Origin of the sequence: Pinisolibacter aquiterrae (genome assembly GCF_019160155.1) — a bacterium.
Taxonomy (GTDB): Bacteria; Pseudomonadota; Alphaproteobacteria; order Rhizobiales; family Ancalomicrobiaceae; genus Pinisolibacter; species Pinisolibacter aquiterrae.
Genome location: NZ_JAFNIH010000023.1, coordinates 99,682 through 124,040 on the forward strand (window position 1 = coordinate 99,682; position 24,359 = coordinate 124,040).

The following is a 24,359-nucleotide window of genomic DNA, read 5'->3' on the forward strand; positions in this document are numbered from 1 at the left end:
GCGCGAGCGATTGCAACGCCCGCGCCGATGACCGAAGCTCGCCGGCCGAAGATCGATTCAGAGGATGCAGCATGTTGAAGATCTGGGGACGAGCCAATTCGTCCAACGTCAAGAAGGTGATGTGGCTCTGCGAGGAACTCGGCGTTCCCTACGAGCGGATCGACGCGGGCGGCGCCTTCGGCGTCACCGGAACGCCGGAATACCGGGCGATGAACCCGAACGGGCTGGTGCCGGTGATCCAGGACGGCGATCTCACCTTGTGGGAATCCAACACCATCCTGCGCTACATCGCCGTCACCCGGGGCGGGGGCCGGTTCTGGCACGACGATCCGGGCCGGCGCGCGCTCGTCGAGATGTGGATGGACTGGCAGCTGTCGCTGGCGCGGACCTTCACCGACGTGATCTGGGGCCTCGTTCGCACGCCGCCGGAGAAGCGCGACATGGTGGCGATCGACAAGGCGGTGAAGATCTGCACCGATCTCCTCGCCATCGCCGACGCGAAACTGGCGGCCCAGCCCTATCTCTCCGGCGACGACTTCGGCCTCGCCGACATCGCGCTCGGGCCGCTGGCCTATGCCTGGATGGAAATCCAGATGGAGCGACCGTCGATGCCGCATCTCGAGGCGTGGTACGCGCGGTTGCAGGCGCGTCCGGCCTGGGCGAAAGTGGTGGCGATCGGGCTCTCCTGAGCCCGTCTCGAGCAACGGCCGGAGCCCACGGCCGAACGGGAGGCGCGCATGAAGGTTCCCTTCGAGGAGGGCGGTGGCGGTGGACGCGCCGATCCGCCGGCGACCCCGCCCGCGCGGCCCCTGTCGCGCGCGCTCTCGCGCGGCGTGCGCGGGCGCTGCCCGCAATGCGGCGAAGGCGCGTTGTTCGAGGGCTATCTCACGGTGCGGCCCGCCTGCGCGGTGTGCGGCGAGGAGCTGCATCACCACCGCGCCGACGACCTGCCGCCTTATCTGACGATCCTGATCGTCGGCCATGTCGTCGTCAGCGGTCTCCTGATCACCGAACGCGCCTGGGCGCCGGAACCATGGATCCAGATGGCGATCTGGCTGCCGGTGACGCTCCTCCTCTCGCTGGCGCTGCTGAGACCGCTCAAGGGCGGCGTGGTGGCGCTGCAATGGGCGCTCGGCATGCACGGTTTCGGCCGCGCGGTGCCCGCCCTCCCCCTCCCGCCGAAAGCTCCCTGATGCGCGCCATCGCCGACATTCTCGACGAACTCAACGCTCTCGATCGTTCCTCCAAGGCCGCCTATTACCGCCCGCGCGACGCGGCGACGCTGCTGATCCTCGATCGCGGATCCGACGGGGCACTGCGCGTGCTCATGGGCAAGCGCCACATGCGCCACAAGTTCATGCCCGGCGCCTGGGTGTTTCCGGGCGGGCGGGTCGATCCGGCCGACAGCCGGGCGCGGCTCGCCGACGATTACGATCCCGCCGTCCTCTCCCGGCTCACCGCCGAGATGAAGGGGCCGAAGACCGCGACGCGGGCGCGCGCCTTCGCCGTCGCGGCGATCCGCGAGACCTATGAGGAGGCCGGTGTCCTGATCGGCCGGCCGACCGAGACCGCCGCCTCCGGCGAGAGCCACGATCCGCACGACGCGATCGCCGCCTTCCGGGCCCATGGCGTGATCCCGGCGATCGGCTCGATGCGCTTCGTCGCCCGCGCCATCACGCCGCCGGGACGACCGCGCCGGTTCGACACGCGCTTCTTCGCGGTGGCGGCGTCGGCGATCGGCGGCCGGCTCGAGAGCGGCGTCGGCCCCTCGGGCGAGCTCGAGGACGTCGCCTGGGTCACCTTCCCGGAGGCGCGCGCGCGGCCGGAGCTGCTGCCGATCACCAGGGCGGTGATGGACGAGCTCGAGACCCGACTCACGATCGATCCCGATCTCGGGCCGGATCATCCGGTGCCGTTCTACTACTGGGAGCGCGATCGCTTCCTGCGCAAGGAGATCTGACCCCATGACCCTCGCCGCCGTCGCCCTCTTCGCCTTCGCGCTCCTGCTCAATGCCGGCACGCCGGGGCCGAGCGTCGCGGCGCTGGTGGCGCAGGTGTTGACGCGGGGGCCGCGCGTGGTGCTGCCGTTCCTGGCGGCGATGTGGATCGGCGAGGCGGCTTGGCTGGCGGCGGCGGTGGCGGGGCTCTCGGTGCTGGCCGAGGAGGTCCATTTCGCCTTCGTCGCGGTGAAATGGGCCGGCGTCGCCTATCTGGCATGGCTGGCGGTGGGGCTGTGGCGGTCGGAGCCCGAGGCGGAGACGGCGGCGAGCGCGCCGCCGACCTCGTCGTGGCGCCTCTTCGCCACGGGTCTCGCCATCACGCTCGGCAATCCGAAGATCATGGTCTTCTACGTCGCCCTGCTGCCGACCCTGATCGACGTCCGCGCGATGGGCTTCGGCGACTGGGCCCTGCTCACGGCGGTGCAGATCGCGGTAATGGCCTTCGTCGATCTCTCCTGGGTCGGCGTCGCCGGGCGGGCGCGGGCCTTCCTCACCTCGCCGCGCGCGCTGCGGCTCACCCGCCGGGCGAGCGCGCTCGCCATGGGCGGGGCGGCGGCGGCGATCGCCGCCCGGGCCTGACCGGCCCCTCGTCCCACCTTACGGCGAGTTAACTGGAAAACTTAGACGTCGCGTCGTACTATTGCAACATCGAACAGGGGATCGGGACACGCGGGAGCGAGGCTCCTCCGAACGGCCCCATCGAACCGCCGACCGACGCGCCGACACCTCCACGCGGAAGGGCCTCCTTCTCGCGACGTGACGAGACGTGCCCGGTCGCACGACGAGGGAGTTTCGTCATGACCTGGAAGACCACCACTTTCGCCATCGTTCTCGCCACCGCCGTCGCCGCCACCGGCGCCGTCACTCTCGCTCAGGCGCAGGGCGGCGGAATGGGTTTCGGCATGGGCATGGGTCAGGGGCGCGGCATGGGCCTGAACCCGAACGCGCCCTGGCGCGAACGCTTCGCCGATCTCGACACGAACAAGGACGGCGCGATCTCCAAGGACGAGATGCGGGCCGCCGCCAAGGACGTCTTCGCGGCGATGGACGCCGATTCGAGCGGCAGCCTCACCAAGGACGAATACATGAGCGTCCGGATGGGCTCGCAGCGCGGCTACAATCAGGCGCGGATGGACGCCATGCAGAAGCAGAAGGCCGACCGCTTCGCGCCGATGGACACGAATCGCGACGGCATCGTCAGCGAAGCCGAATTCCTGGCCGATCACGACGCGATGTTCGCCAAGATGGACCGCAACGGCGACGGTCGCGTGGTGCCGGCCGAATTCCGGGGCCACCGTTGGTGAGATCCGCAAGGACGAAGCTCGGCCGACCTTGACAGGGTCGGCCTCTTCGGCCATTTTGCGCGCAACTTCGAGATCGGAGCCATGGCCCGTGTGGACCTCACGCGGGCCTTCGCTTTGAAGAACACAGAATTCCAGAGGGACTGCGGCCATGGCCAAGGCGACCACCATCAAGATCAAGCTCGTGTCGACCGCGGACACCGGCTACTTCTACGTCACCAAGAAGAACTCCCGTACCATGACCGAGAAGTTCGCGGCCAAGAAGTACGACCCGATCGCGCGCAAGCACGTCGAGTTCAAGGAAGCCAAGATCAAGTGAGGCGCCTCCGGGCGACCACGTCGGTCTCATGAGAAAGCCGCCCATCGGGCGGCTTTTTCTTTGTCCGAACCGTCGCGCGCCGCCGTCGTGCGGAAACGGGGCGGAGCGTCGCCGCTCCGCCCGATCGATCCGATCAGCGTCCGCCCGAGGTCTCGAGCAGCGGCGTGATGCGACGCACGGTGACGCGGCGGTTGATCCGCGAGGGACCGGAGGTCGCCTCCTTGAGGACCTGCTCGCCGTAGCCCTGGGTGGTCAGGTTCTCCGGCGGCACACCGAAATCACGGGTGAGAATCGCCGCGACCGCGGTGGCGCGACGGTCGGAGAGCGACAGGTTGTCGATGTCGGATCCGACCGCGTCGGTGTGGCCCTCGACCAGGAAGATCTCGTCGGGTGAGTTGGCGAGGATCCGCTGGATCGACTTGGCGACGGCGGCGAGACGGGCGACCTGACCCGGCTCGACCTCCCACGACCCGCTGGCGAAGGTGATCGTGTCGACGTCGACCGCCGGCATGTAGGCGCGCAGATCGCGACTGACGCGAATCTCGTCGAGCGAGTAGCGACGCGGCAGCGGCGCCAGCGGCTCGGCGGCGAGCAGATCGTAGATCTCGGTCTCGTCGGCGCGTTCGGTCTCGATGTAGACGCGGCGGTGAGTCGGCGGCGGCGGCGGCAGGATCACGATCTCGTCCGACCAGCGCGCCGGACGCGGCCGCCGGGCGTTGTCGATCAGGATCTCGTCGCGCCCGTCCGGCCAGCGGCGGATGCGCCGCAGCAGACGGCCGTCCTCGTCGGTGACGGTGACGATGCGCACGCCGTCGGGACGACGCCAGACCTGATAGATCTCGCCGCCGCGCCGCTCGGTCGTCATCTCGCCGTCGAGGCCACGGAAACGCTCGCTCTCGTCGTGGCGCAGGTGGAGGCCGCGATCGTCGCGAATGATCACGCGGCCGGGTTCCGAGTAGAAGGTGGAGCCGTCGCGCACCGTCTCGCGGCGCTGGCGATGGACGTCGTCGAGCCCTCGGGCCTCGCCGCCCAGAATCATCCCGCCGACGACACCGACGGCGGCACCGACCGCAGCCGCGCCGACGGCGGCACCGATGCCGCCCCCATGCGGACGAACCTCACCCTGCGGCGGCATCGGGCGGCCGTCGCCGCGCGGCGGCATGGGGTGGCCCGCGCCCATCGGCGGCATCGGCTGGCCCGCGCCCTGCGGAGGCATCGGACGACCGGCGCCCTGCGGAGGCATCGGCTGACCCGCACCTTGCGGAGGCATCGGCTGGCCCGCGCCCTGCGGCGGCATCGGCTGGCCCGCGCCCTGCGGCGGCATCGGCTGGCCCGCGCCCTGCGGCGGCATCGGCTGGCCCGCGCCCTGCGGGGGCATCGGCTGACCCGCGCCCTGCGGAGGCATCGGGCGTACCGCGCCGGGGGGAACCACAGGCTGGCCGATGCCCTGCGGCGGCATCGCCGGAGGCGTCGCGCCGCCGGGCGAGGTGCCCATCGTCGGCGCCTCGCCCTGGGGCGGGCGAACCCCGGCAGGCGGCATGGCCGCGCCGGGGGTGCCGTTCCCGAACAGGCCGGGCTGCACCGGGCGTTGGACCTTGGGGCCGGGCACCGGCGCCTGAGTCGGCGCGGTGCGCGGCGTCTCGGGGCGCGGCGGCTTCGCGATGGCGGGCGCGTGGGCCCCGCCGCCCGGTTGGGGCACGATCGCCGGACGAGCCGGTTGGGGCACGATCGCCGGGCGAGCCGGCTGGGGGGCGATCGCCGGGCGGGCCGGCTGGGGCGGACGTTCGCGCATCACCGGCGCGCCGCCGCCGGGCTGCGGCGCCACCGGCGCGATGTGCTTTTCCGGACGCGGCACGGCCGGACGCTCGGAACGCGGGACGGCGGCGGGCGCGGCCGGGCGGCCGACGGCGGCCGGCGGAGCGGCGGGATGGGTCGGCATCGGCCGGACCTTCTCCGGGCGCGGCGGCGCCGGGGCGTGCGGCGCGGCGGGAGCTCCGGGCTTGGGGCGACGGAAGAGTTCGTCCTGAGGCGCGGCCTGAGCCAGAAGCAGGTCGCCGGACCGCGCGCCCCCCTCGGCGGCGAAGGCCGAACCCGACGGGCCGGTTCCCGACACCACCAGCGCCGGCAGGATGGTGCCGACGGTCAGAAGTTCCCTGAGAGTCCTCATCATTCGTATCTCCCTCGACGCCGCGGCGACGTCTGCCCCCATCGAAGTCCCCGATAGGGGCCGTAAAATGGCCGTTCTTCGGCAACACGAATTCACGTGGGACTAGAAAGTGGCGTCCGCCGCGAACCCGGTCGAACGCACTCTTCCTCATCCTGCGGCAAGGTGTAAACTCGCCGCAGCTTCCTTCCGTTCCTTCAGGGGTTTTCGATGGCCGACGACACGACGGGGTTCCGCTCCCTGGTCGAGCAGATTCAGATGCGCGACAAGACCCCGGTCTCGCCGCGCGAGAGCGCGCGTGATCGCGCCGCCCAGCCGGTGGAGATGCGCACGCCGCGCAAGCCCGCCCGCGCCGCCGAGACTCGCGAGCGCGCGCCGCGCGACGAACGGTGGGACACGTTCCTGTCGCGTCGCTGGTTGTGAGTTCGAAAATTCGTGGGTTCGCCGCTCGGTCGGAGGGTCGGCCGAGCGACCCGATGAGCGAGGAGGCCACTCGCAATCGTCACTCGGCCGACTCGTCCCCTCGACTCGGGGTGTTTGCGGCGATCCCGAGCCGACGGGCTCCGAGGTCCGCGTCCCCTCCCCCCGCCCGGGGCGGCCGGTCGGAAAGAGGCATACTGGGACACGAGACCCGAGGAAACCCTAGCGGCGGGACCTTCGCGCGCCTAGTCGAACGGCTCCGAGAATGCCGAAATTCCTTCGTGTTCGTAAATCGTTAAGTTTAACGATCGCGATCTTCCCCGGGTCCGGCCGCAGCCCTGTGGTCACGCCGCGCGCGAGACGACCCGGTTGCGCCCGCTCTCCTTGGCCTCGTAGAGCCCGCCGTCGGCGCGCTTCATGATGGTCTCGCAGGTGTCGTGGGCGCCCTCGAGCGCGCCGATGCCGATCGAGATGGTGCGCGGCAGCAGGCGGCCGTCGGGCAGGCGGAAGGGTTCGGCGGCGATCCGCTCGCGGATGCGCTCGGCGACGATGCCGGCGGCGGAGAGATCGGTGTCGGGCATGATCACCACGAATTCCTCGCCGCCGTAGCGGCAGGCGAGATCGGCGCCGCGAATCGAGGAGCGGATGCGCTCGGCCAATTCGCGCAGCACCGCGTCGCCGGCGTCGTGGCCGTAGGTGTCGTTGACCGCCTTGAAGTGATCCATGTCGGCGATCATCACCGAGAGCGAACGGCCGTGACGATGGGCCTGTTCCAGGGTCTGCTCCATGTGGGTGGTCATGAAGCGGCGATTGTGGAGGCCGGTGAGACCGTCGGTGACGGCCATCTCCATGGTCTGCTGGACGGTGTCGCGCAGGCGATCGGTATAGTGCTTGCGGCGGATCTGGGTGGCGACGCGAGCGAGCAGTTCCTGGCGATCGATCGGGCGGACCAGATAGTCGTTGACGCCGAGATCGAGGCCGCGCAGCAGGCGGGTGCGGTCCTCCTGCTCGGCGAGGAGCAGGATCGGCAGCATCCGAGTGCGCTCCAGCGAGCGCATCTGCGAGACCAGCCGCAGGGCGTCGAAATTCGCCAGTCCGAGGCTGACGATGACGAGATCGAAATCGCCGTCGGCGACGCGGAACAGCGCCTGCTGCGGATCGGTCTCGACGGTGAGGGTGTGGCGGCCGCCGAGCGAGGCCTGGAGGCGCTCGAAGCTCGAGCGGCGATCGTCGACGAGCAGGATCCGGCCGTGCGGCACCTCGGTGAAGATGCGCGGATCGAAACCGTCGTCGAGGCCGAGATCGCGGCCGGAGGCGGAGCGCAGGCGCAACTCGTCGGTGAGGGCCTTGAGGCGGACGAGGCTCTTCACGCGGGTGACGAGGGCGGTGTCGTTGACCGGCTTGGTGAGGAAGTCGTCGGCGCCCGCCTCGAGCCCCTTGACCCGGTCGGAGATCTGATCGAGCGCGGTGACCATCACCACGGGAATGTGCAGCGTGCGCGGATCGGCCTTCAGCCGCCGGCACACCTCGAACCCGTCCATGCCGGGCATCATCACGTCGAGCAGCACGATGTCCGGCATCGTGCGGAGGCACTGGGCGAGCGCCTCCTCACCCGACAGGGCGGAGACGACGTCGAAATATTCGGCGCCGAGACGCGCCTCGAGCAGTTTGACGTTGGCAGGAATGTCGTCGACGACCAGAACGCGACCCGTCATCTCGTCTCACCCGAACTCACGCATCACCGAGATAGGACTTCACCGTCTCCAGGAACTTGGCGACGGAAATCGGCTTGGAGATATAGGCCTCACAGCCGCCCTGACGGATGCGTTCCTCGTCCCCCTTCATCGCGAAGGCGGTCACGGCGATGACCGGGATCGAGCGCAGATCGTCGTCCTCCTTCAGCCACTTGGTGACTTCGAGGCCGGAGACCTCCGGCAATTGGATGTCCATGAGGATCAGATCGGGACGATCGGCGCGGGCGACGTCCATCGCATCGAAGCCGTTGCGGCTCTGCAATGTGCGGTAGCCGTGCGCTTCCAAGAGATCGTGGAAGAGCTTCATGTTGAGCTCGTTGTCCTCCACGATGAGGACCGTCTTCGCCATCTTCCACTCCCCCGACCGATCCATCGGTCGTCCCCGGACGAACAGGCCGTCGATGCTTTTCCCTGCGAGGGACGCTAACATCGATTCTCTGAACAAAGTGATTAAGGCTGAGATGTGAGACGTACGACAGGGTTTCCGAGTCGTGAAAGGATGTCGCAGGAGGACGCGGTCGAGATCGCCGTCGCCGCCCTGTCGTTCCTGGCGGAGGACGGGGAAGTGCTCGGGCGTTTTCTCGGGGCGACCGGCCTCGGGCCGGAGAACTTGCGCGCGGCGGCGGCCGAGCCGGGGTTCTTCGCGGCCGTGCTCGAGTATCTGATGGGCGACGAGAGCCTGCTCCTCACCTTCGCCGAGCGTCGGCGGATGCGGCCGGTGACGATCGTCGCGGCGCGCCACGCCCTCGACCCCGCGTCGGATCTCTCATGAGCACCATGCGGCTGATCGACGGCGCCGAGGCGCACGCCCCGTCCGGGCGTCCGCTCGCGGTCGTCGACGTCGACGAGGTGGTGTTGCAGTTCATCGCCCCCCTCGCCGCCTTCCTCGAGCGCCACGGCTTCCGGCTCGAACCGCGCTCCTTCGCGATCACCGGCAACGTCACCAAGATCGGCGGCGGACAGGCGATCCCAAGCGCGTTGGTCAAGGAGCTGATCGACGCCTTCTTCCGCGCCGAGGTCGAGAGCCAGCCGCCGGTCGAGGGCGCGGTCGCCGCGCTGACCCGGCTCGCGGCGTACGCCGACGTCGTCCTCCTGACCAACGTACCGGCGGCCCAGGCCGAGCGGCGGGCGGCCCATCTCGGCCGGCTCGGGCTCGCGCTGCCGATGATCGCCAACGAGGGATCGAAGGGGCCGGCGCTCGCCACCCTCGCCACGGCCGCGCGGGCGCGCGCGTCGGGCTGTCCGGTGATCTTCGTCGACGACGGACCCAACCACCTCGCCGCCGCCCGTCAGGCGGTCGAGGCGATCCGGCTCGTCCATTTCGTCGCCGATCCCGCATGGTTCGCGATGGCGCCGGAGGTCGGCGGGACCTGGCTCAGGACGCGCGACTGGGGGACGGTCGAGCGGGCGATCGGCGGCCTGATCGGTGGGGACGAGGCGGGCCTGCCGATTGTCGGCGGCGGAGCGGACGCGTAGACTCATTCTCCCCTCATCCGTCGAGCGAGGCGGATCGATGCGTGACCCGACAGCCCCTGCCCCGGACGTGCCGCGTCCCCTCGCCTTCTGCCGGGTCTGCCTGACGCCGACGCGGGTCGAGGCGACGCGCTGCCCCAAATGCGGCAGCCCGCGCCTCCTCGCCCATCCGGAGCTCGGGGAGCTGGCGATCGCGCACATCGACTGCGACGCCTTCTATGCCTCGATCGAGAAGCGCGACGATCCTTCTCTCCAGGACAAGCCGGTGATCGTCGGTGGCGGCAAACGCGGGGTCGTCTCGACCTGTTGCTACGTGGCGCGGATCTCCGGGGTGCGCTCGGCGATGCCGATGTGGCAGGCACTCGAGAAATGCCCCGAGGCCGTGGTGATCCGGCCGAACATGGAGAAATACACCCGCGTCGGCCACGAGATCCGGCGGATGATGGGCGAACTCACGCCGCTGGTGGAGCCGCTGTCGATCGACGAGGCCTTCCTCGATCTCTCCGGCACCGAATTGCTGCATCACGGCTCGCCGGCGCTGACGCTGGCGCGATTCGCGTCGCGGGTCGAACGCGAGGTGGGGATCACCGTTTCGGTCGGGCTCAGCCACAACAAGTTCCTCGCCAAGATCGCCTCCGATCTCGACAAGCCGCGCGGCTTCTCGGTGATCGGCCGGGCGGAGACGGCGGATTTCCTGGCGCCGCGCCCGGTCACCACGATCTGGGGCGTCGGCAAGGCGACCGCCGAGGCGCTCCACGCGGAGGGGTTCCGCACCATCGCCGACCTGCGACGGGCCGACGAGGCGCAGCTCTTCCGTCGGTTCGGCGTGCTCGGGCGCCGGCTGAAGGAACTGGCCGAGGGGCACGATCGGCGAGTGGTCGACCCCAGCGACGAGATCAAGTCGATCTCCAACGAGATCACGCTCGAGACGGATCTCTCCGACCACGCGGCGCTCGAGACGATCCTGTTCCGGCTGGCGACCAAGGTCTCGGGCCGGCTGAAGGCGCACGGGATCGGCGGTTTCACCATCCAACTCCGGCTGAAGACCCACGATTTCAAGACGCTGACCCGCAATCGCCGGCTCGCCGATCCGACCGCGCTCGGCGATCGCATCTTCCGTACCGGCGCCGAACTTCTGAAGCGGGAGACCGACGGCCGCCGGTTCCGCCTGATCGGCATCGGCGTGGCGGACCTGACGCCGATCGAATTCTGCGATCCGCCGGATCTCGTCGACGAGAGCGCCGGGCGGCGCGCCAAGGCCGAGGCGGCGATCGACGATCTGAAGCGCCGGTTCGGCGCCGACGTCGTGGCGCCCGGCCGGGTGTTCAGCCCGCGCCCGCGCGCCGAGCCGCGCGCGCAGACGCGGGACGAGGCCCCGTCTCAGGGGCAGGCGGCGGACGGCAAGGGGGTCAGCGCCGAGAGATCGCCGCTGAGCGAGAAGGACCCGTAGTCGAAGCGCAGGCGCCGCGAAACGCCGTTGTCGTAGAGCAGAAAGCTCAGCTGATAATCCGGCGTCATCTCGCCCTGATCGACCTTGGAGAGGTCGAAGAAGGAGATCGAGACCGGCCAGCGGCGGTGCCCCTTGAGGAGATCCGCGGCGGCGGCCGGTTCCTTGGCGGTATCGTCGGCGCCGGTCTCCTCGCGGCCGATCACCACCGAGGTGCGATAGGGCTTCTCGCCCGTCTCGGAGCCGTCGTAGAGGTCGATCTCGGTGAGGGTCTTGCCCGCTTCCGCCGCCGCGACGATGGCGCGCAGGTGATCGGTCGGGAAGCGGACGCCGGCGGGCAGGACGACCTCCTTGGCGGCGGGGCGCTCGAGGCGGACCCGGACGGACCCGCCGTCGCGCGCGGCGCTGCCCTTGGTCTCCTCGACCTTGATCCGATCGACCCAATTCTCGTTGAGGAAATCGAAGGCGCGGCCGTCGCCGCTCTCGAAGGACGACGTGCGCAGATCGGTCAGCCGCGAACGGCCCTCGACCGGATCGAGCCGGGTGACGAGGCGGAAACGACTCGCCCAGCCCTCGCATTTCGATCCGCTGAACTCATAGACGAGCCGTCCCTCGACCGCGCCGATCTCGGAACGGTCGGTGCGGCCGTCGAGATGCATCTCGTAGACGGCGCGGTGGCCGGCGAAGTCCGGCGCCGCCGGCTCGGCCGCGACGGTGTCGGCGCCGATCGCGACGGTGGCGAGAAGGGCGGCGGCGGCCGCGCGGCGGGCGAGAACGAAAGGCATCGTGACGGTTTCCTCCGGTCGCACGGGGGCTCGGGGGTACGGAGCCCCAGGCGCTCATCCCTGCTTCATGCCCGGCGACTGTGGCGAATTCAACGCGACCGACGCGGCAGGGTGAACGCGGCCCGCACGGCGCCCCCCCGCGCGGCGTCTCCCGACGCCGATCTCGCATGCGGCGGCGCGATTGCGGCGCCGGGGGGAATCCGACATGAAGGGCCGGCCCACGACCAGACCACGGGAGACGACGCATGAGCTCGATCGAAGCGCGCCTGAAGGATCTCGGCATCGACCTGCCGACGCCTGCCGCCCCCGCCGCCAACTACGTGCCCTTCGTGCGCAGCGGCGATCTCCTGTTCGTCTCCGGCCAGGTGCCGATGGGGCCGAAGGGGCTCGAATTCGTCGGCAAGCTCGGGGCGGACGCCGACGTCGACTTCGGCCGCGCCGCCGCGAAGCTCTGCGCGATCAACCTCATCGCCCAGGTGAAGGCCGCCACCGGCGACCTCGACAAGCTCGTCCGCGTCGTGAAGCTCACGGGGTTCGTCAATTCGACACTGGATTTCGGCGATCATCCCAAGGTGGTCAACGGCGCCTCCGATCTGATGGTCGAGGTGTTCGGCGATCGCGGTCGTCATGCGCGTTCGGCGGTCGGGGTCGCGGCCCTGCCGTTCGGCGTCGCCGTCGAGGTCGAGGGCATCTTCGAGATCGCCTGAGGCCCTCCTCTCCTCACGCCCCTCGGAGGCCCGATGGACTTCTCCTGGCTCACCCGCCGCCCGATCGCCCATCGCGGTCTCCACGACGCCGCCGCCGGCGTGATCGAGAACACGCTTCCCGCCGCCCGCGCGGCGGTCGTGCGCGGCTTCTCGATCGAATGCGACGTGTTGCTGTCGGCCGACGCCGAGGTCGTGGTCTTCCACGACGACACGCTCGAGCGGCTGACGACCGCCGAGGGACGCGTCGCCGACCGAACCTTCGCCGAACTCGCGGCGCTGACGATGCGCGGCACCGACGCGGCGATCCCGAGCCTCGGCCAGTTGCTCGCCACGATCGACGGCCGGGTCGGGCTGGTGATCGAGCTGAAGAGCACGTTCGGGCCCGACGTCGAGACGGGGCTCGTCGAACGGGTGGCGGACGCGCTCCGGGGCTATGCCGGGCCGGTGGTGACCAAGTCGTTCGATCCGCGTCTGGTCGCCGTCGCCCATCGGGTGATGCCGCATCTCGCCCACGGCATCGTCGCGGAACGGGCGCGCGATCCCAAATGGTACGGCGGCATGGGGGCCGCACGGCGCTTCGTCCTCACCCATCTCCTGCACGCGCCGTGGTCGCGGCCGGACTTCGTCTCCTATTCGATCGACGATCTGCCGGCGCTCGGACCGTCGATCGCCCGGCGCCTGTTCGACCGGCCGGTGATCACCTGGACGGTGCGGACGGCGGACCAGAGGGCGAAGGCGGCGCGATGGGCCGATCAGATCGTGTTCGAGGGATTCGACCCCGCGGCCCCGGCGGCCGCCCGTCCGGATCCCGCGAATTGACGTTTCGGCAATTTCATTCGGCTCCCGTTCATCTCCGCCATCGGAGCATCCGACCGCCGTGCCGCACCCTCGTCCGGACGGACCAGAACCGAGGTGAGAGCATGTCGCCGAAAGCGTCGATGCCGGTGGTGGCCTGCGCGGCGAGGCGGCGCGGCCGCCGACTTCGTCGCGTTCGCCGCCGCGATGCGCTCGGCTCCGCCGTATTTCCGCCTGAACCGCATCTGAACATCGCGTTCGGAATTGGTTGAGGCTTTCCGGTTCATCCTTCCCTCGTCATTCGGAGGGCGGATCCGCCCGGGGAACCCGTCAGAGGTCGGAAGCATGGACGTCAAGAAGCTCATCATCGCCGTGGTCGCCGTGGCGACACTGCTCACCGCCAACGCCGGCCTCGTCGCGCCGGCGCACGCCGACGACGGTGCCGCCGTCGCCGCCGGAGCCGCCGGCCTGATCGGCGGCCTGATCCTGGGCGGGGCGCTCGCCGAGAGCGCCCGTCCCGAACCGCTCGACGAGGAGGTGGTCGTGCGCCGCCGTCCGCGTCCGGCGCGGGTCTATCAGGAAGAGGACGACATCCGTCCGCAGCGCTGCTGGCGCGAGGAATGGCGCGATCGCTGGGGCGATCTCCACTTCCGCCGCGTCTGCCGCTGAGCCTTCCAGGCGCGACGAAAGAGCCGATCTCCCCCGGGAGGTCGGCTCTTTCGCTTGACGGCCCGGCGATCGGCTTGGCCGGATCCGTGAAATTCCTTATCCTTCCGTCACGACGGACCCCAGACGAGGACGCGATCGGTGACAGGATCGACCACAGAGCGCGACGAGATCACGATCCGCGTGGTCGGCTCGATCGAGGAGATCGGGCGCGCCGACTGGGACCATGCCGCCGGGGGCGCGGGGCGGCTCGCCGACGGGCGGCCGGCCGATCCGTTTCTCTCCCACGCCTTCTTCCATGCCCTGGAGACGTCGGGCTCGATCGGGCCGGAGAGCGGCTGGCATCCGCGCTATCTCGTGGTCGACGGCGACGACGGCCGGCCGGCGGCGATCGCCCCGTCGTTCCTCAAGGCGCACAGCCAGGGCGAATACGTCTTCGATCACGGCTGGGCGCAGGCCTGGACGCGGGCCGGCGGGCGCTACTATCCGAAGCTCCAGGTCTCCGTGCCGTTCACGCCGGTGCCGGGCTCGCGGTTGTGGTCGGCCGACGGGCGCGACGAGGGGCGGCGGGCGCTCGTCGCCGGGCTCGAGGGGTTCGTGGCGGAGGCGCGGCTCTCCTCGGCGCATGCGACCTTTCTCGCTCCCGAGGACGTGGCGGTGTTCGAGGCGGCCGGCTGGGCGATCCGGCAGGATCGCCAGTTCCATTTCCCCAATCGCGGCTACCGAGACTACCAGGACTTCCTGGCGACGCTCCTCGGGCGCAAGCGCAAGCAGTTGGCGCGCGAACGGCGCGAGGCCCAGGCCGGGCTCGACATCGTCGCGCTGACCGGCGACGCGCTCGAGGAGGCGCATTGGGATGCCTTCTTCGCCTTCTATCTCGACACCGGATCGCGCAAATGGGGCCGGCCCTATCTCAACCGCGCCTTCTTCCGGGCGATCGGCGAGACCATGGCCGACCGGCTCCTCCTGGTTCTCGCCTATGACGGCGAACGGCCGATCGCCGGGGCGCTCAACTTCATCGGCGCCGACGCGCTCTACGGGCGCTGGTGGGGCGCGGTCGAGGAACGGCCGTTCCTGCATTTCGAGCTGTGCTACCATCAGGCGATCGACTGGGCGATCGCGCGGGGATTGTCGCGGGTCGAGGCCGGGGCGCAGGGCGAGCACAAGATCGCCCGCGGCTATCTGCCGGTGACCACGACCTCGGCGCATCACATCGCCGATCCCGGATTCCGCGCGGCGGTCGCGCGCTTCCTCGAGGCCGAGCGCGCCGACGTCGCGGAAATCGACGCGGATCTGCTGGCGGCCTCGCCCTATGCCGATCGACCTCGCCAGACGTGACTTCCCCACCTTGACCCGCCGGCCCCCGAGGGGGACAGTCCGGCGGATCATTCCTCGAGAGGACCCCTCCGATGACCGTCGCCTATGACGATTCCAACGTCTTCGCCAAGATCCTGCGTGGCGAGATTCCGGCTCACGTGGTCTACGAGGACGCGCAGACGCTCGCCTTCATGGACATCATGCCGGCGGTGGACGGTCACGTGCTGGTGATTCCCAAGGCCAAGGCGCGCAACATCCTCGACGTGCGCCCCGAGGATCTCCTGGCGGTGATGACCACCGTGCAGAAGATCGCCCGCGCCGCCAAGACCGCCTTCCTCGCCGACGGCATCACCGTGCAGCAGTTCTCGGAGGCGGCCGGCGGGCAGGAGGTGTTCCATCTCCACGTCCACGTGCTGCCGCGCCAGGCGGCGGACAAGGTGCGGCCGCTGCCGCGCCCCTTCGCCGATCAGAAGGTGCTCGCCGCCCATGCCGAGAAGCTGCGCGCGGCGCTCGCGGCGGCCTGAACCGCCGCGCCCCGTTGCGGACGACCCCACGAGGAGACATCCCATGATCGTCGGTTTCATCGCCTGGATCCTGGTGGGCGCCGTCGCCGGCTGGCTCGCCGGCCTCGTGGTCAAGGGCGGCGGCTTCGGCTTCTTCGCCAATGCGGTGCTCGGCATCGTCGGGGCGGCGGTGGCGGGCTACGTGCTGCCGCGCTTCGGCTTCTTCCTCGGCCACGGCCTGATCGGCCAGATCCTCCATGCGGCGATCGGCTCGGTGATCATCCTGGTGATTCTGTCGCTGGTGCCGCGTCTGTCGCGCTGAGCGAAGCGGCCGCCGTCGCGGCTCACCAGCCGAGGAGACGGCCGCCGAGGAACACCGCCTCGCCGGAGATCACGCCGATCGCGACCGATTCGCCGCCCAACCGAAAGGCCGCGAAGCCGATCGCCACGGCGCCGAGACGCAACGCCAGGCTCGCCTCGGCGAGGTCGCCCGAGGGCCACAGGATCAGCTTGGCGATGACCCCGGCGACGAGCGCGGTCGCCACCGCCTTCACGATCGTGAAGAGCCGGCTCTCCTCGGTGAGGCGGCCGGAAAAGGCGACGCCGAGCAGACGCCAGACGTCGTTGGCGAACCATCCTGCGATCGCCAGAAACACCCAGGGCCACCACCACGCGTCGATCGCGCGGAAGGAGAGTTCGCTCATCGTCCCCCCTCCCCGTCCCGGCCCGCCCGGTCGGCGCCGTCGAGGCCGAGGTCGGCCGTGATGTCGGCGGCTGGGGCGGCGGGGCTCTCGGGGGCCGCCGGCTTCGGCAGGACGCGGCCGGCGAGGATCGCCAGACCACCGCCGACGAGGCCTGTCAGCAGCAGGTCGAACTGCGGCGACAGCGCGTGCAGGCCCGGCATCGCCGCCATGCCGAAGATCAGCGCGAGGCGATCGGTCGGCGCGCGCGCCGCCGCCCGCCACAGCGACAGGATGAAATAGAGCGGGGTCAGCAGCACCAGCGCGGCGGCGGCGATCGGCGGCAGCGAGGTGGCGGCCCACCACGAGGCGGCGGCGACGATCATGTTGACGCCGGTCAGCGTCAACGAGAAACCGGCGAAATAGGGCACGCGCGCGGCGCGCGGCAGATCCGGCAGCTTCGACATGCCGAACACCCAGGCGGTGACGGCGACGAAATGGGAGAGCGCGTAGAGCACCCATTTCGGGGTCTTGTCGGCGCGCAGCACCGGCATCAGCGCCATGGTCATCGGCATCAGCCGCGCCGCCGACAGGGCGACCGCGAGCATGGTGGCGAGAAGCGGCGTCCCGGCCTGGACGGCGCCGACCACGACGATCATCGACGGCAGCGCCCAGACGAAGGCGACCAGGAACACCGTCTGCGGCAGGCTCATGCCCGACGCTTGCGCCAGACCGCCGAAGCCGGTGAAAGCGGCCATGAGGATCAACGCCGGCAGCGACACGAAGGCGCGCTGCCCCGCGAGGAACCAGGAGAGGGCCGATCGATCGTCGGGCGGGCGATCGGTGGCGGTGGAGCGCATGCGGGTGGGATCCGGTGAGCGGGACGAGGCGTGGAGGCTAGCACGGCGCCTTCGGCCCCGTCACCGCGCCCGCCGCAGAGCCGGTCCGCGAGCGATCGCCGCTCACACCGGCCGGTGGCAGACCGCCTCGATGTTGTGCCCGTCGGGATCGAGCACGAAGGCACCCCAATAGTTCGGATGGTAATGCGGACGCAGGCCCGGCGCGCCGTTGTCGATGCCGCCGGCGGCGAGCGCCGCGGCATGGAAGGCATCGACCGTGGCGCGGTCCGGCGCGGAGAAGGCGACGTGCAACCGCCCGCCGATCGCGCCACCCGAGGCGAGCCAGAAATCCGGCTTGCCGTCGGCGCCGAAGCCGACATGGGCATCGGTCCCGGTCAGCTCGGCGCTCACCTCCATCAGGACCGTGTAGCCGAGCGGCGCCAGTGCCTTCTCGTAGAAGGCCTTGGAACGGGCGAGGTCGGCGACGGGAAAGCCGATGTGATCGATCATGCGAGAAACCTCCGAACGACGGGCGCCGCCTCGGGCACCTCCCCCGAGGCGCCCGGACCGGCTCGTCGCGACGGATTCGGCAAGGGGAACATCCCCGCCGCGACGGTTCGCGCAGATTGGAACATAGAGTGAACGCTGTCAAGACCGGCGTGGGCGCGAAGGGACGCGGAGGCGAAGTTGCCGCTCACGCGCGCGCCTCATCCGCCGCTGAGCGCCCCTCTCCCGCGAGGAGAGAAGGGGGAGCCACAGCCGCGATCGCGGTGCGTGAGCCTTGAGACACGAAGGCCCGGGGATCGCTCCCCGGGCCTCGCGATTTCGGACCGGCCGGCGGGATCACTCCTCGGCCGGCGCCTTCTTGACCACCGAGCGGGACTTGGCCGGGACCGGCAGGCCGGTCTTGGCCTTCTTGGGCTTGGCCGTCTTCTTGGCCTTGACCTCGGGCTCGGGCATCGGCACGGCGACCGCCGTCACGGTCGGGATCGACTCGAGCTTCAGCTCGTCCTTCCCGTCCTCGCCGGGGCCGACCGTCACCTTGACCACGCCGCCCCGCTTCAGCTTGCCGAACAGAACCTCGTCGGCGAGCGGCTTCTTGATGTGCTCCTGGATGACGCGACCGAGCGGGCGCGCGCCCATCTGGCGATCGTAGCCGTGGGTGGCGAGCCAGTCGGTCGCCGCCTCGTCGAGCTCGAAGGTGACGTTGCGGTCGGCGAGCTGGGCCTCGAGCTGCATCACGAACTTGGAGACGACTTGACGGATCACCTCCATCGGCAGGTTCTGGAAGGCGACGATCGCGTCGAGCCGGTTGCGGAACTCCGGCGTGAACAGCTTGTTGATCGCCTCCTTGTCGTCCCCCTCGCGCGACACGCGGTTGAAGCCGATCGGCGCCTTGGCGAGATCGGCGGCACCGGCGTTGGTCGTCATGATCAGGATGACGTTGCGGAAATCGACCGACTTGCCGTTGTGATCGGTCAGCTTGCCGTGGTCCATCACCTGCAGGAGGATGTTGAAGAGGTCCGGATGGGCCTTTTCGATCTCGTCCAGCAGCAGGACGCAATGGGGATGCTGATCGACGCCGTCGGTGAGCAGGCCGCCCTGGTCGAATCCGACATAGCCGGGAGGCGCGCCGATGAGGCGGCTGACGGTGTGGCGCTCCATGTATTCCGACATGTCGAAGCGCAGCATCTCGACGCCGAGCAGCGTGGCGAGTTGCTTGGCGACCTCGGTCTTGCCGACGCCGGTCGGGCCGGCGAAGAGGTAGGAGCCGATCGGCTTCTCCGGTTCGCGCAAGCCCGCGCGGGCGAGCTTGATCGCGGCGGCGAGCGTCTCGATCGCCTTGTCCTGGCCGTAGACGACCCGCTTCAGATTGACGTCGAGATGCTCGAGCAGGGCGGCGTCGTTCTTGGACACCGACTTCGGCGGGATCCGCGCCATGGTGGCGATGGTGTCCTCGATCTCCTTGACGCCGATCACCTTGCGGCGCTTGGACTCGGTCACCAGCATCTGCGCGGCGCCGGACTCGTCGATCACGTCGATCGCCTTGTCGGGCAGTTTGCGGTCGGAGATGTAGCGCGCCGCCAGTTCCACCGCCGCCTTGATGGCGTCGGCGGTGTAGCGGACCTTGTGATGCTCCTCGAAATAGGGCTTGAGGCCCTTGAGGATCTCGACCGCGTCGGGGATCGACGGCTCGTTGACGTCGATCTTCTGGAAGCGGCGGACGAGCGCCCGGTCCTTCTCGAAGAACTGGCGATATTCCTTGTAGGTGGTCGAGCCGATGCAGCGCACGGTGCCCGATGCGAGGGCAGGCTTGAGCAGATTGGAGGCATCCATGGCGCCGCCCGACGTCGCGCCCGCACCGATCACGGTGTGGATCTCGTCGATGAACATGATGGCGCCGGGGTACTCCTCGATCTCCTTGACGACCTGCTTCAGGCGCTCCTCGAAGTCGCCGCGGTAGCGGGTGCCGGCGAGAAGCGAGCCCATGTCGAGGGAAAAGACCGTCGAGCCGAGCAGGACCTCGGGCACGTCGCCCTCGACGATGCGGCGGGCGAGCCCTTCCGCGATCGCGGTCTTGCCGACGCCGGGATCACCGACATAGAGCGGATTGTTCTTGGAACGACGGCACAGGACCTGGATCGTGCGCGAAATTTCGGCATCGCGGCCGATCAGAGGGTCGATCTTGCCCTTGGCCGCCTTGTCGTTGAGGTTGACGCAATACGCCTCGAGGGCATCGGTCTTCTTCTTGGTTTCGGCGGTGGTTTCCGTGGTCGACATGTCTTCCTCCGCTCCGCGAGGGGGCCGAGCCTCCGACATGCCGGCCCGCTTGGCGATGCCGTGGCTGATGTAGTTGACCGCGTCGTAGCGGGTCATGTCCTGCTCTTGCAGGAAATAGGCCGCATGGGATTCGCGCTCGGCGAAGATGGCGACGAGCACGTTGGCGCCGGTCACCTCCTCGCGTCCGGAGGATTGGACATGGATCACCGCGCGCTGGATCACGCGCTGGAAGCCTGCGGTCGGCTTGGCGTCGTCGTCGCCGTCGGTGACGAGGTTCTCGAGCTCGGTGTCGACGTATTCGATCAGGTTGCGACGCAGGACGTCGATGTCGACGTTGCAGGCGCGCATGACCGCGCCGGCGTCGGCGTCTTCGAGGAGCGCGAGCAGGAGATGCTCCAGGGTCGCGTATTCCTGACGTCGCTCGTTGGCGAGGTGGAGCGCCTGATGCAGGGCCTTCTCAAGGCTTCGGGAAAAGGACGGCACGTGGAGAACCTCACTTCTTTTCCATGACGCACTGCAGCGGATGCTGGTTCTTCCGGGCGAAGTCCATCACCTGGGTGACCTTGGTCTCGGCCACCTCGTAGGTGAAGACGCCGCATTCCCCCACACCATGGTGGTGGACGTGCAGCATGATGCGCGTCGCCTCCTCGCGACCCTTGTTGAAGAAACGCTCGAGGACCAGGATGACGAACTCCATCGGAGTGTAGTCGTCGTTGAGCAGCAGAACCCGATAGAGGCTCGGCCGCTTGACCTTCGGACGCGTCTTCGTCACCACGCCCAGATCGGGATCTTCGTCGTCGGGCTGGCGGGGGTCTTGGCTCATGGTCTTTCGACACGCATCGGTTCGCCGGGGAACGCTCGATCGTCGAGCATGCGGCAGAGTTGATCGAAGGCACGGGGGCCGGTGAGACGTCCTGAACGCCGCCCCTCCCGGACGCGTCGCTCCGGTCCATGTGGGGATGGTTCGTCAACTATTCTAGGGCAACCGCGCGCGGCCGCAAGGAACCCGGAGCAGGTGCGCGGCCCCGCCCTTCGCGCCGCGGGAGGGGGCGCCGCGCCGGCGGTAGAGGCCTACCACGAACGCGAAAAGGCCCGACCGTTTCCGGTCGGGCCTTCATCGCGTGCGATCGGTGTCGCGTCGTGCGGCCGGCGGCGGCGCTCGGCGCGACGGACCGGATCACTTGCCCTTGGGCATCATCGCCTCGAAGGGCTTGGCCATTTCCTTGGCGAGGTCGACGTAGAGCTCGCCGATCTTGGTCGACTGGGCGACGAGGCCCTCGTAGGCCTTCTTCGCGTAGTCGGACTGGATCTCGACGACCTTGTCGAGGGTCTTGCAGCCGGCGAGCTGCTCGAGGACGGCCGAACCCTCTTCGAACGACTTCTTGGAGTAGTCGGTCATCTCGGTGGCGATGGTCTGCAGACCCTTGGACAGCGTGCCGAAGGCCTTCTGGGCGTTCTCGGCGTTTTCCTTGGCGAGCTTCTGCATGTCGTCGACGGTGTTCATCTTGGGCCATCCTCTCTGTCGGCATCCCGGCGGGGATACCCGATCTTGGGGCGTCGCGGGAAGAGTATGCACTTCCTCCGCGATGTTGCAGTGCAATAATACAATATCCCGCACTGCGGTCAACCATGATTTTTGCAATGCAATATAAGTAGAAAACCGGGGACCGGGTTTACCGATCATCAACCTCGTCGGTCGCATGCTGGATCGTGTGGACGAGAGGTCACACCGAGCCTCGCTCTCCCGCCCGACGGGAGTGTGACGGACGCCGCCGAAAGGTGGCGTCGCGGGTGATCTCTCCATCGACCGGCTACCGTTCGCCCCCGCGGACGACGGCTTCGAGGATTGGTAGAGTGCAGTATCCGCGTATCTTCGGACCGGCGCGTCTCGGCAAGGCGCTCCTGGTCGGCATGGCTCTGTGTCTGGCGACGGTCTCGACCGCCGATGCGGGCAAGCGCAAGCATCGCCGCGCCCATCAGGCGAGTGCCGTGTCGCGCACCAACGACGACGGCGGCATCGCGTCCTCCAGCCGCTATGCCGCCTTCGTGGTCGACGACAAGACGGGCCGCGTGCTCTACGCCAAGAACGAGGACGCGTTGCGTCATCCCGCCTCGCTCACGAAGATGATGACGCTCTATCTCCTGTTCGAGGACCTCAAGAAGCGCCGCGTGACCATGACCACGCGCCTGACGGTCTCGGCGAAGGCGTCGTCGCAGTCGCCTTCCAAGCTCGGCCTGCGCCCCGGTCAGACGATCGCCGTCGAGGACGCGATCCGCGCGCTCGTCACCAAATCGGCCAACGACGTCGCCGTGGTGATCGCCGAGAATCTCGGCGGCAGCGAGGAGGCCTTCGCGCGCCGCATGACCTCGACCGCGCGCCGGCTCGGCATGAGCCGCACCACCTTCTACAACGCCTCGGGCCTGCCCAACGCCGCGCAATACACCTCCGCCCGCGACATGGTCACGCTCGGCCGCGTGTTGCAGGAGCGGTTCCCCGCCTACTACCGCTATTTCTCGACCCGCAGCTTCGCCTGGGGCTCGCAGGTGATCGGCAATCACAACAATCTGCTGCGCCGCCTCGAGGGCATCGACGGCATCAAGACCGGCTACACGGAAGCCTCGGGCTTCAACCTCGTCAGCTCGATCTGGCGCGACGACCGCCATCTCGTCGCCGCGGTGATGGGCGGGTCGTCGGCGCGCCAGCGCGACGACCACATGGCCACCCTCCTCACCCGCCACATCGGCGCGGCCAGTTCCGGCGCCAAGGTGTCCTCGGTGCTGCACGGCAACGGCCGCTCGGCCGACGCCGGCGACGACGACGAGGAGACCTCGACCGAGGTCGCCGCCGCGCCGCTGCCGCCGCCCTCGCCCGTGGCCGCCGCCGAGCCGGCGCCGCTGCCGACGCCGGTCACCCCGGCCGCGCCGCTGATGCTGGTGCCGCCCGACCGCGAGGCCACCACCGCGCCGATCGGCGGACGTCCGTCGATGCAGCCGCGTATCGCCCGGTCCGACGTGGTGCCGCTCGACCGCTCGCAGGAACAGGACCGCGCCTCCGCCGATCACGGCGCCGCCGTGGCCATGGCCCGCGCCATCCTGCTGCCGCAGACGACCCGCGTCGCCGCCGTTTCCGCGCCCGAGACGCGCGCCGCCGCCCCGACGCGGGTGGCGGAGGCGACCCGCGTCGCCGAGCCGGCGACGACGCCGTCGCTCGCCACCGCGACGCTCACCCCGGCGGAGATCGCCTCGCTGACCACCGCCTCGATCCCGAAGCGCGCCGCCGAGGCGCCGGCCGCGCCGGCCCCGGTCGCCGCTCAGACGCGGCCGACCGCGACGCGCTCCGGCTGGCTCATCCAGATCGGTGCCTTCGACGGCGAACACGCCGCCCGCGACGCGCTCGCCAAGGCGCGCGACAAGATCGGGACGTCGCTCTCGGGCACCGAGGGCTTCACCGAAACCGTCGGAGGCGGATCGAGCCGCCTGTGGCGCGCCCGTTTCGCCGGATTCAGGGACCAGTCCGCCGCCGACGACGCCTGCAAGGCGTTGAAGCGGAAGAAGGTCGCCTGTCTCGCCATGCGTCAGTGATCGGAGGAGCCGCGATGTTTGTCGACCAACCGATCCTTGGCCTCGTTGATCTTGGCGGCGAGAAACGTCGAGCCCCCCATGTCGGGATGCACGGCCTTCATGAGCCGGCGGTGGGCTTCGCGAACCTCGGCCTGCGTGGCGCCTGGGCGAAGGCCGAGAATCTGATGGGCCTCCTCGTCGGTCATCGCGCCCGGTCGCGCCGCGCCGCGCTGCCGCGTTGCCGGGTCGTCCTGCGCGTGTTGACGCCAGAGGGGCACTCGGCGGTCCAGATACGCTTCGAGAAGTGAGCGGCTCTCGAGGTCCGAACCGATCTCCCGCCACAGCATCAGCAGTTCCTCGATCGACAGGCGCGCCAATTCGCGCCCTTCGAACCGGCCGGCGAGGACCCGGCCGGAGAGGACGCCGCTGATCTGATCGAGATCCATCTCGAGCGCGGCCGAGCGCACCGTCGAGCGGGCGTGCCCGACCCTCGGCGCGGCGCCGAAGAGGCCGCCCCAGCGGCCGAGAAAGGGCTTCACCCAGCGGGCGTAGCGCCCGGCGGTGGGGCCGGCCACGGTCACGGCGAAGACGAAGAAGGGGATCGCCAGCAGGATCCGGCCGGTCGCCAGCATCACCACCGCGAGCGCCATCAGCGCGGCCGCCCCGGCGCGACGCAGGGTGACGGCGAGGGACGCGGGGTCGGCGGAGACGAATCCCTGCATCAGAACCAACAGCCCGACCAGCGCGGCGATGCCGAGAAACACCGTGTTCATCCACCACTCCCCGCGAAGCGGACGCCGCCCGCGATCGAGCAATAGCATCGCCGCCGCGCGCCGCCCACCCCCCG

28 protein-coding genes are annotated in these 24,359 nt (G+C 69.6%); 17 read left to right on the forward strand and 11 right to left on the reverse strand.

The features are described 5' to 3' along the window. The first annotated feature begins 71 nt into the window (after positions 1 to 71). The 6 genes from J3S89_RS08015 to rpmG all read left to right on the forward strand — a co-directional run bounded on the left by J3S89_RS08015 (position 72) and on the right by rpmG (position 3,620). The gene (locus tag J3S89_RS08015; protein WP_217926971.1) at positions 72 to 689 is read left to right on the forward strand and encodes a glutathione S-transferase family protein; all 618 of its coding nucleotides are present in this window, start codon (positions 72 to 74) and stop codon (positions 687 to 689) included. A gap of 48 nt (positions 690 to 737) precedes the next feature. Beyond that, positions 738 to 1,193, forward strand: a complete 456-nt coding sequence (locus J3S89_RS08020; RefSeq protein WP_217926972.1) for a DUF983 domain-containing protein — start codon at positions 738 to 740, stop codon at positions 1,191 to 1,193. Then, complete coding sequence (locus tag J3S89_RS08025) at positions 1,193 to 1,960, forward strand: NUDIX hydrolase (RefSeq protein WP_217926973.1); 768 nt, start codon at positions 1,193 to 1,195, stop codon at positions 1,958 to 1,960. The genes J3S89_RS08020 and J3S89_RS08025 overlap by 1 nt, the downstream gene beginning before the upstream one ends. Before the next feature lie 4 nt (positions 1,961 to 1,964). Continuing rightward, on the forward strand, positions 1,965 to 2,579 hold the full coding sequence (locus J3S89_RS08030; protein WP_217926974.1) for a LysE family translocator: 615 nt from the start codon (positions 1,965 to 1,967) through the stop codon (positions 2,577 to 2,579). Between the two features lie 218 nt (positions 2,580 to 2,797). Continuing rightward, a complete protein-coding gene (locus tag J3S89_RS08035) occupies positions 2,798 to 3,304 on the forward strand; it encodes an EF-hand domain-containing protein (protein ID WP_217926975.1) in 507 nt (168 codons plus the stop codon). Positions 3,305 to 3,452: 148 nt separating this feature from the next. Further along, positions 3,453 to 3,620: a 50S ribosomal protein L33 gene (rpmG, locus tag J3S89_RS08040; RefSeq protein ID WP_217926976.1), complete on the forward strand. Its 168-nt coding sequence runs from the start codon at positions 3,453 to 3,455 to the stop codon at positions 3,618 to 3,620. A gap of 133 nt (positions 3,621 to 3,753) precedes the next feature. Here rpmG and J3S89_RS08045 read toward each other — a convergent pair whose 3' ends face one another. Continuing rightward, positions 3,754 to 5,787: an OmpA family protein gene (locus J3S89_RS08045; RefSeq protein WP_238483843.1), complete on the reverse strand. Its 2,034-nt coding sequence runs from the start codon at positions 5,785 to 5,787 to the stop codon at positions 3,754 to 3,756. Positions 5,788 to 5,994: 207 nt separating this feature from the next. Between J3S89_RS08045 and J3S89_RS08050 the strand changes: the two genes are divergently transcribed. After that, positions 5,995 to 6,207 carry a hypothetical protein gene (locus J3S89_RS08050; protein ID WP_217926978.1) on the forward strand — a complete coding sequence of 71 codons (213 nt, stop codon included), beginning with the start codon at positions 5,995 to 5,997 and terminating at the stop codon, positions 6,205 to 6,207. 341 nt (positions 6,208 to 6,548) lie between these two features. Here J3S89_RS08050 and J3S89_RS08055 read toward each other — a convergent pair whose 3' ends face one another. Next, positions 6,549 to 7,919, reverse strand: a complete 1,371-nt coding sequence (locus J3S89_RS08055; RefSeq protein WP_217926979.1) for a PleD family two-component system response regulator — start codon at positions 7,917 to 7,919, stop codon at positions 6,549 to 6,551. A gap of 16 nt (positions 7,920 to 7,935) precedes the next feature. Further along, a complete protein-coding gene (locus J3S89_RS08060) occupies positions 7,936 to 8,307 on the reverse strand; it encodes a response regulator (protein ID WP_217926980.1) in 372 nt (123 codons plus the stop codon). Between the two features lie 150 nt (positions 8,308 to 8,457). On the opposite strand from J3S89_RS08060, the gene J3S89_RS08065 reads away from it, so the two are divergent. Genes J3S89_RS08065 through J3S89_RS08075 form a run of 3 tightly spaced genes read left to right on the forward strand, consistent with a single transcriptional unit; the run spans position 8,458 to position 10,881 of the window. Continuing rightward, entirely contained in the window at positions 8,458 to 8,730 is a 273-nt protein-coding gene (locus tag J3S89_RS08065; RefSeq protein ID WP_217926981.1) for a DUF3572 domain-containing protein, read from the forward strand. After that, entirely contained in the window at positions 8,727 to 9,434 is a 708-nt protein-coding gene (locus J3S89_RS08070) for an HAD family hydrolase (protein ID WP_217926982.1), read from the forward strand. Before J3S89_RS08065 ends, J3S89_RS08070 begins: the two co-directional genes overlap by 4 nt. A 37-nt stretch (positions 9,435 to 9,471) precedes the next feature. Beyond that, positions 9,472 to 10,881, forward strand: coding sequence for a DNA polymerase IV (locus J3S89_RS08075; RefSeq protein WP_217926983.1), 1,410 nt, complete (start codon positions 9,472 to 9,474; stop codon positions 10,879 to 10,881). On the opposite strand, the gene J3S89_RS08080 is transcribed toward J3S89_RS08075, so the two are convergent. Then, positions 10,812 to 11,663: a cell envelope integrity EipB family protein gene (locus J3S89_RS08080; protein WP_217926984.1), complete on the reverse strand. Its 852-nt coding sequence runs from the start codon at positions 11,661 to 11,663 to the stop codon at positions 10,812 to 10,814. The two genes, J3S89_RS08075 and J3S89_RS08080, sit on opposite strands and share 70 nt — an antisense overlap. A gap of 245 nt (positions 11,664 to 11,908) precedes the next feature. Between J3S89_RS08080 and J3S89_RS08085 the strand changes: the two genes are divergently transcribed. The 6 genes from J3S89_RS08085 to J3S89_RS08110 all read left to right on the forward strand — a co-directional run bounded on the left by J3S89_RS08085 (position 11,909) and on the right by J3S89_RS08110 (position 15,973). Further along, a complete protein-coding gene (locus tag J3S89_RS08085) occupies positions 11,909 to 12,370 on the forward strand; it encodes a RidA family protein (RefSeq protein WP_217926985.1) in 462 nt (153 codons plus the stop codon). A gap of 33 nt (positions 12,371 to 12,403) precedes the next feature. After that, complete coding sequence (locus J3S89_RS08090; RefSeq protein ID WP_217926986.1) at positions 12,404 to 13,189, forward strand: glycerophosphodiester phosphodiesterase family protein; 786 nt, start codon at positions 12,404 to 12,406, stop codon at positions 13,187 to 13,189. 321 nt (positions 13,190 to 13,510) lie between these two features. Further along, positions 13,511 to 13,834, forward strand: a complete 324-nt coding sequence (locus tag J3S89_RS08095; RefSeq protein ID WP_217926987.1) for a hypothetical protein — start codon at positions 13,511 to 13,513, stop codon at positions 13,832 to 13,834. Between the two features lie 138 nt (positions 13,835 to 13,972). Further along, positions 13,973 to 15,169: a GNAT family N-acetyltransferase gene (locus tag J3S89_RS08100; protein WP_420801292.1), complete on the forward strand. Its 1,197-nt coding sequence runs from the start codon at positions 13,973 to 13,975 to the stop codon at positions 15,167 to 15,169. A 71-nt stretch (positions 15,170 to 15,240) separates the two neighbouring features. After that, entirely contained in the window at positions 15,241 to 15,672 is a 432-nt protein-coding gene (locus tag J3S89_RS08105; RefSeq protein WP_217926988.1) for an HIT family protein, read from the forward strand. Between the two features lie 43 nt (positions 15,673 to 15,715). Beyond that, positions 15,716 to 15,973, forward strand: coding sequence for a GlsB/YeaQ/YmgE family stress response membrane protein (locus J3S89_RS08110; protein WP_217926989.1), 258 nt, complete (start codon positions 15,716 to 15,718; stop codon positions 15,971 to 15,973). Between the two features lie 22 nt (positions 15,974 to 15,995). Here J3S89_RS08110 and J3S89_RS08115 read toward each other — a convergent pair whose 3' ends face one another. The 6 genes from J3S89_RS08115 to J3S89_RS08140 all read right to left on the reverse strand — a co-directional run bounded on the left by J3S89_RS08115 (position 15,996) and on the right by J3S89_RS08140 (position 21,455). After that, on the reverse strand, positions 15,996 to 16,355 hold the full coding sequence (locus J3S89_RS08115; RefSeq protein WP_217926990.1) for an AzlD domain-containing protein: 360 nt from the start codon (positions 16,353 to 16,355) through the stop codon (positions 15,996 to 15,998). Continuing rightward, complete coding sequence (locus tag J3S89_RS08120; RefSeq protein WP_217926991.1) at positions 16,352 to 17,191, reverse strand: AzlC family ABC transporter permease; 840 nt, start codon at positions 17,189 to 17,191, stop codon at positions 16,352 to 16,354. Before J3S89_RS08120 ends, J3S89_RS08115 begins: the two co-directional genes overlap by 4 nt. Before the next feature lie 102 nt (positions 17,192 to 17,293). After that, positions 17,294 to 17,680, reverse strand: a complete 387-nt coding sequence (locus J3S89_RS08125) for a VOC family protein (protein ID WP_217926992.1) — start codon at positions 17,678 to 17,680, stop codon at positions 17,294 to 17,296. 333 nt (positions 17,681 to 18,013) lie between these two features. Next, the gene (gene clpA, locus J3S89_RS08130; RefSeq protein ID WP_217926993.1) at positions 18,014 to 20,434 is read right to left on the reverse strand and encodes an ATP-dependent Clp protease ATP-binding subunit ClpA; all 2,421 of its coding nucleotides are present in this window, start codon (positions 20,432 to 20,434) and stop codon (positions 18,014 to 18,016) included. 10 nt (positions 20,435 to 20,444) lie between these two features. Next, positions 20,445 to 20,774, reverse strand: a complete 330-nt coding sequence (clpS, locus tag J3S89_RS08135) for an ATP-dependent Clp protease adapter ClpS (RefSeq protein ID WP_217926994.1) — start codon at positions 20,772 to 20,774, stop codon at positions 20,445 to 20,447. A gap of 354 nt (positions 20,775 to 21,128) precedes the next feature. Beyond that, positions 21,129 to 21,455 (reverse strand): phasin family protein, encoded by a 327-nt coding sequence (locus tag J3S89_RS08140; protein WP_217926995.1) that lies wholly within the window; start codon positions 21,453 to 21,455, stop codon positions 21,129 to 21,131. Between the two features lie 350 nt (positions 21,456 to 21,805). Between J3S89_RS08140 and J3S89_RS08145 the strand changes: the two genes are divergently transcribed. Further along, entirely contained in the window at positions 21,806 to 23,533 is a 1,728-nt protein-coding gene (locus J3S89_RS08145; protein WP_217926996.1) for a serine hydrolase, read from the forward strand. Here the strand turns inward: J3S89_RS08145 and J3S89_RS08150 are convergent. Continuing rightward, positions 23,527 to 24,285, reverse strand: coding sequence for a DnaJ domain-containing protein (locus J3S89_RS08150; protein WP_217926997.1), 759 nt, complete (start codon positions 24,283 to 24,285; stop codon positions 23,527 to 23,529). The two genes, J3S89_RS08145 and J3S89_RS08150, sit on opposite strands and share 7 nt — an antisense overlap. Positions 24,286 to 24,359 lie beyond the last annotated feature (74 nt).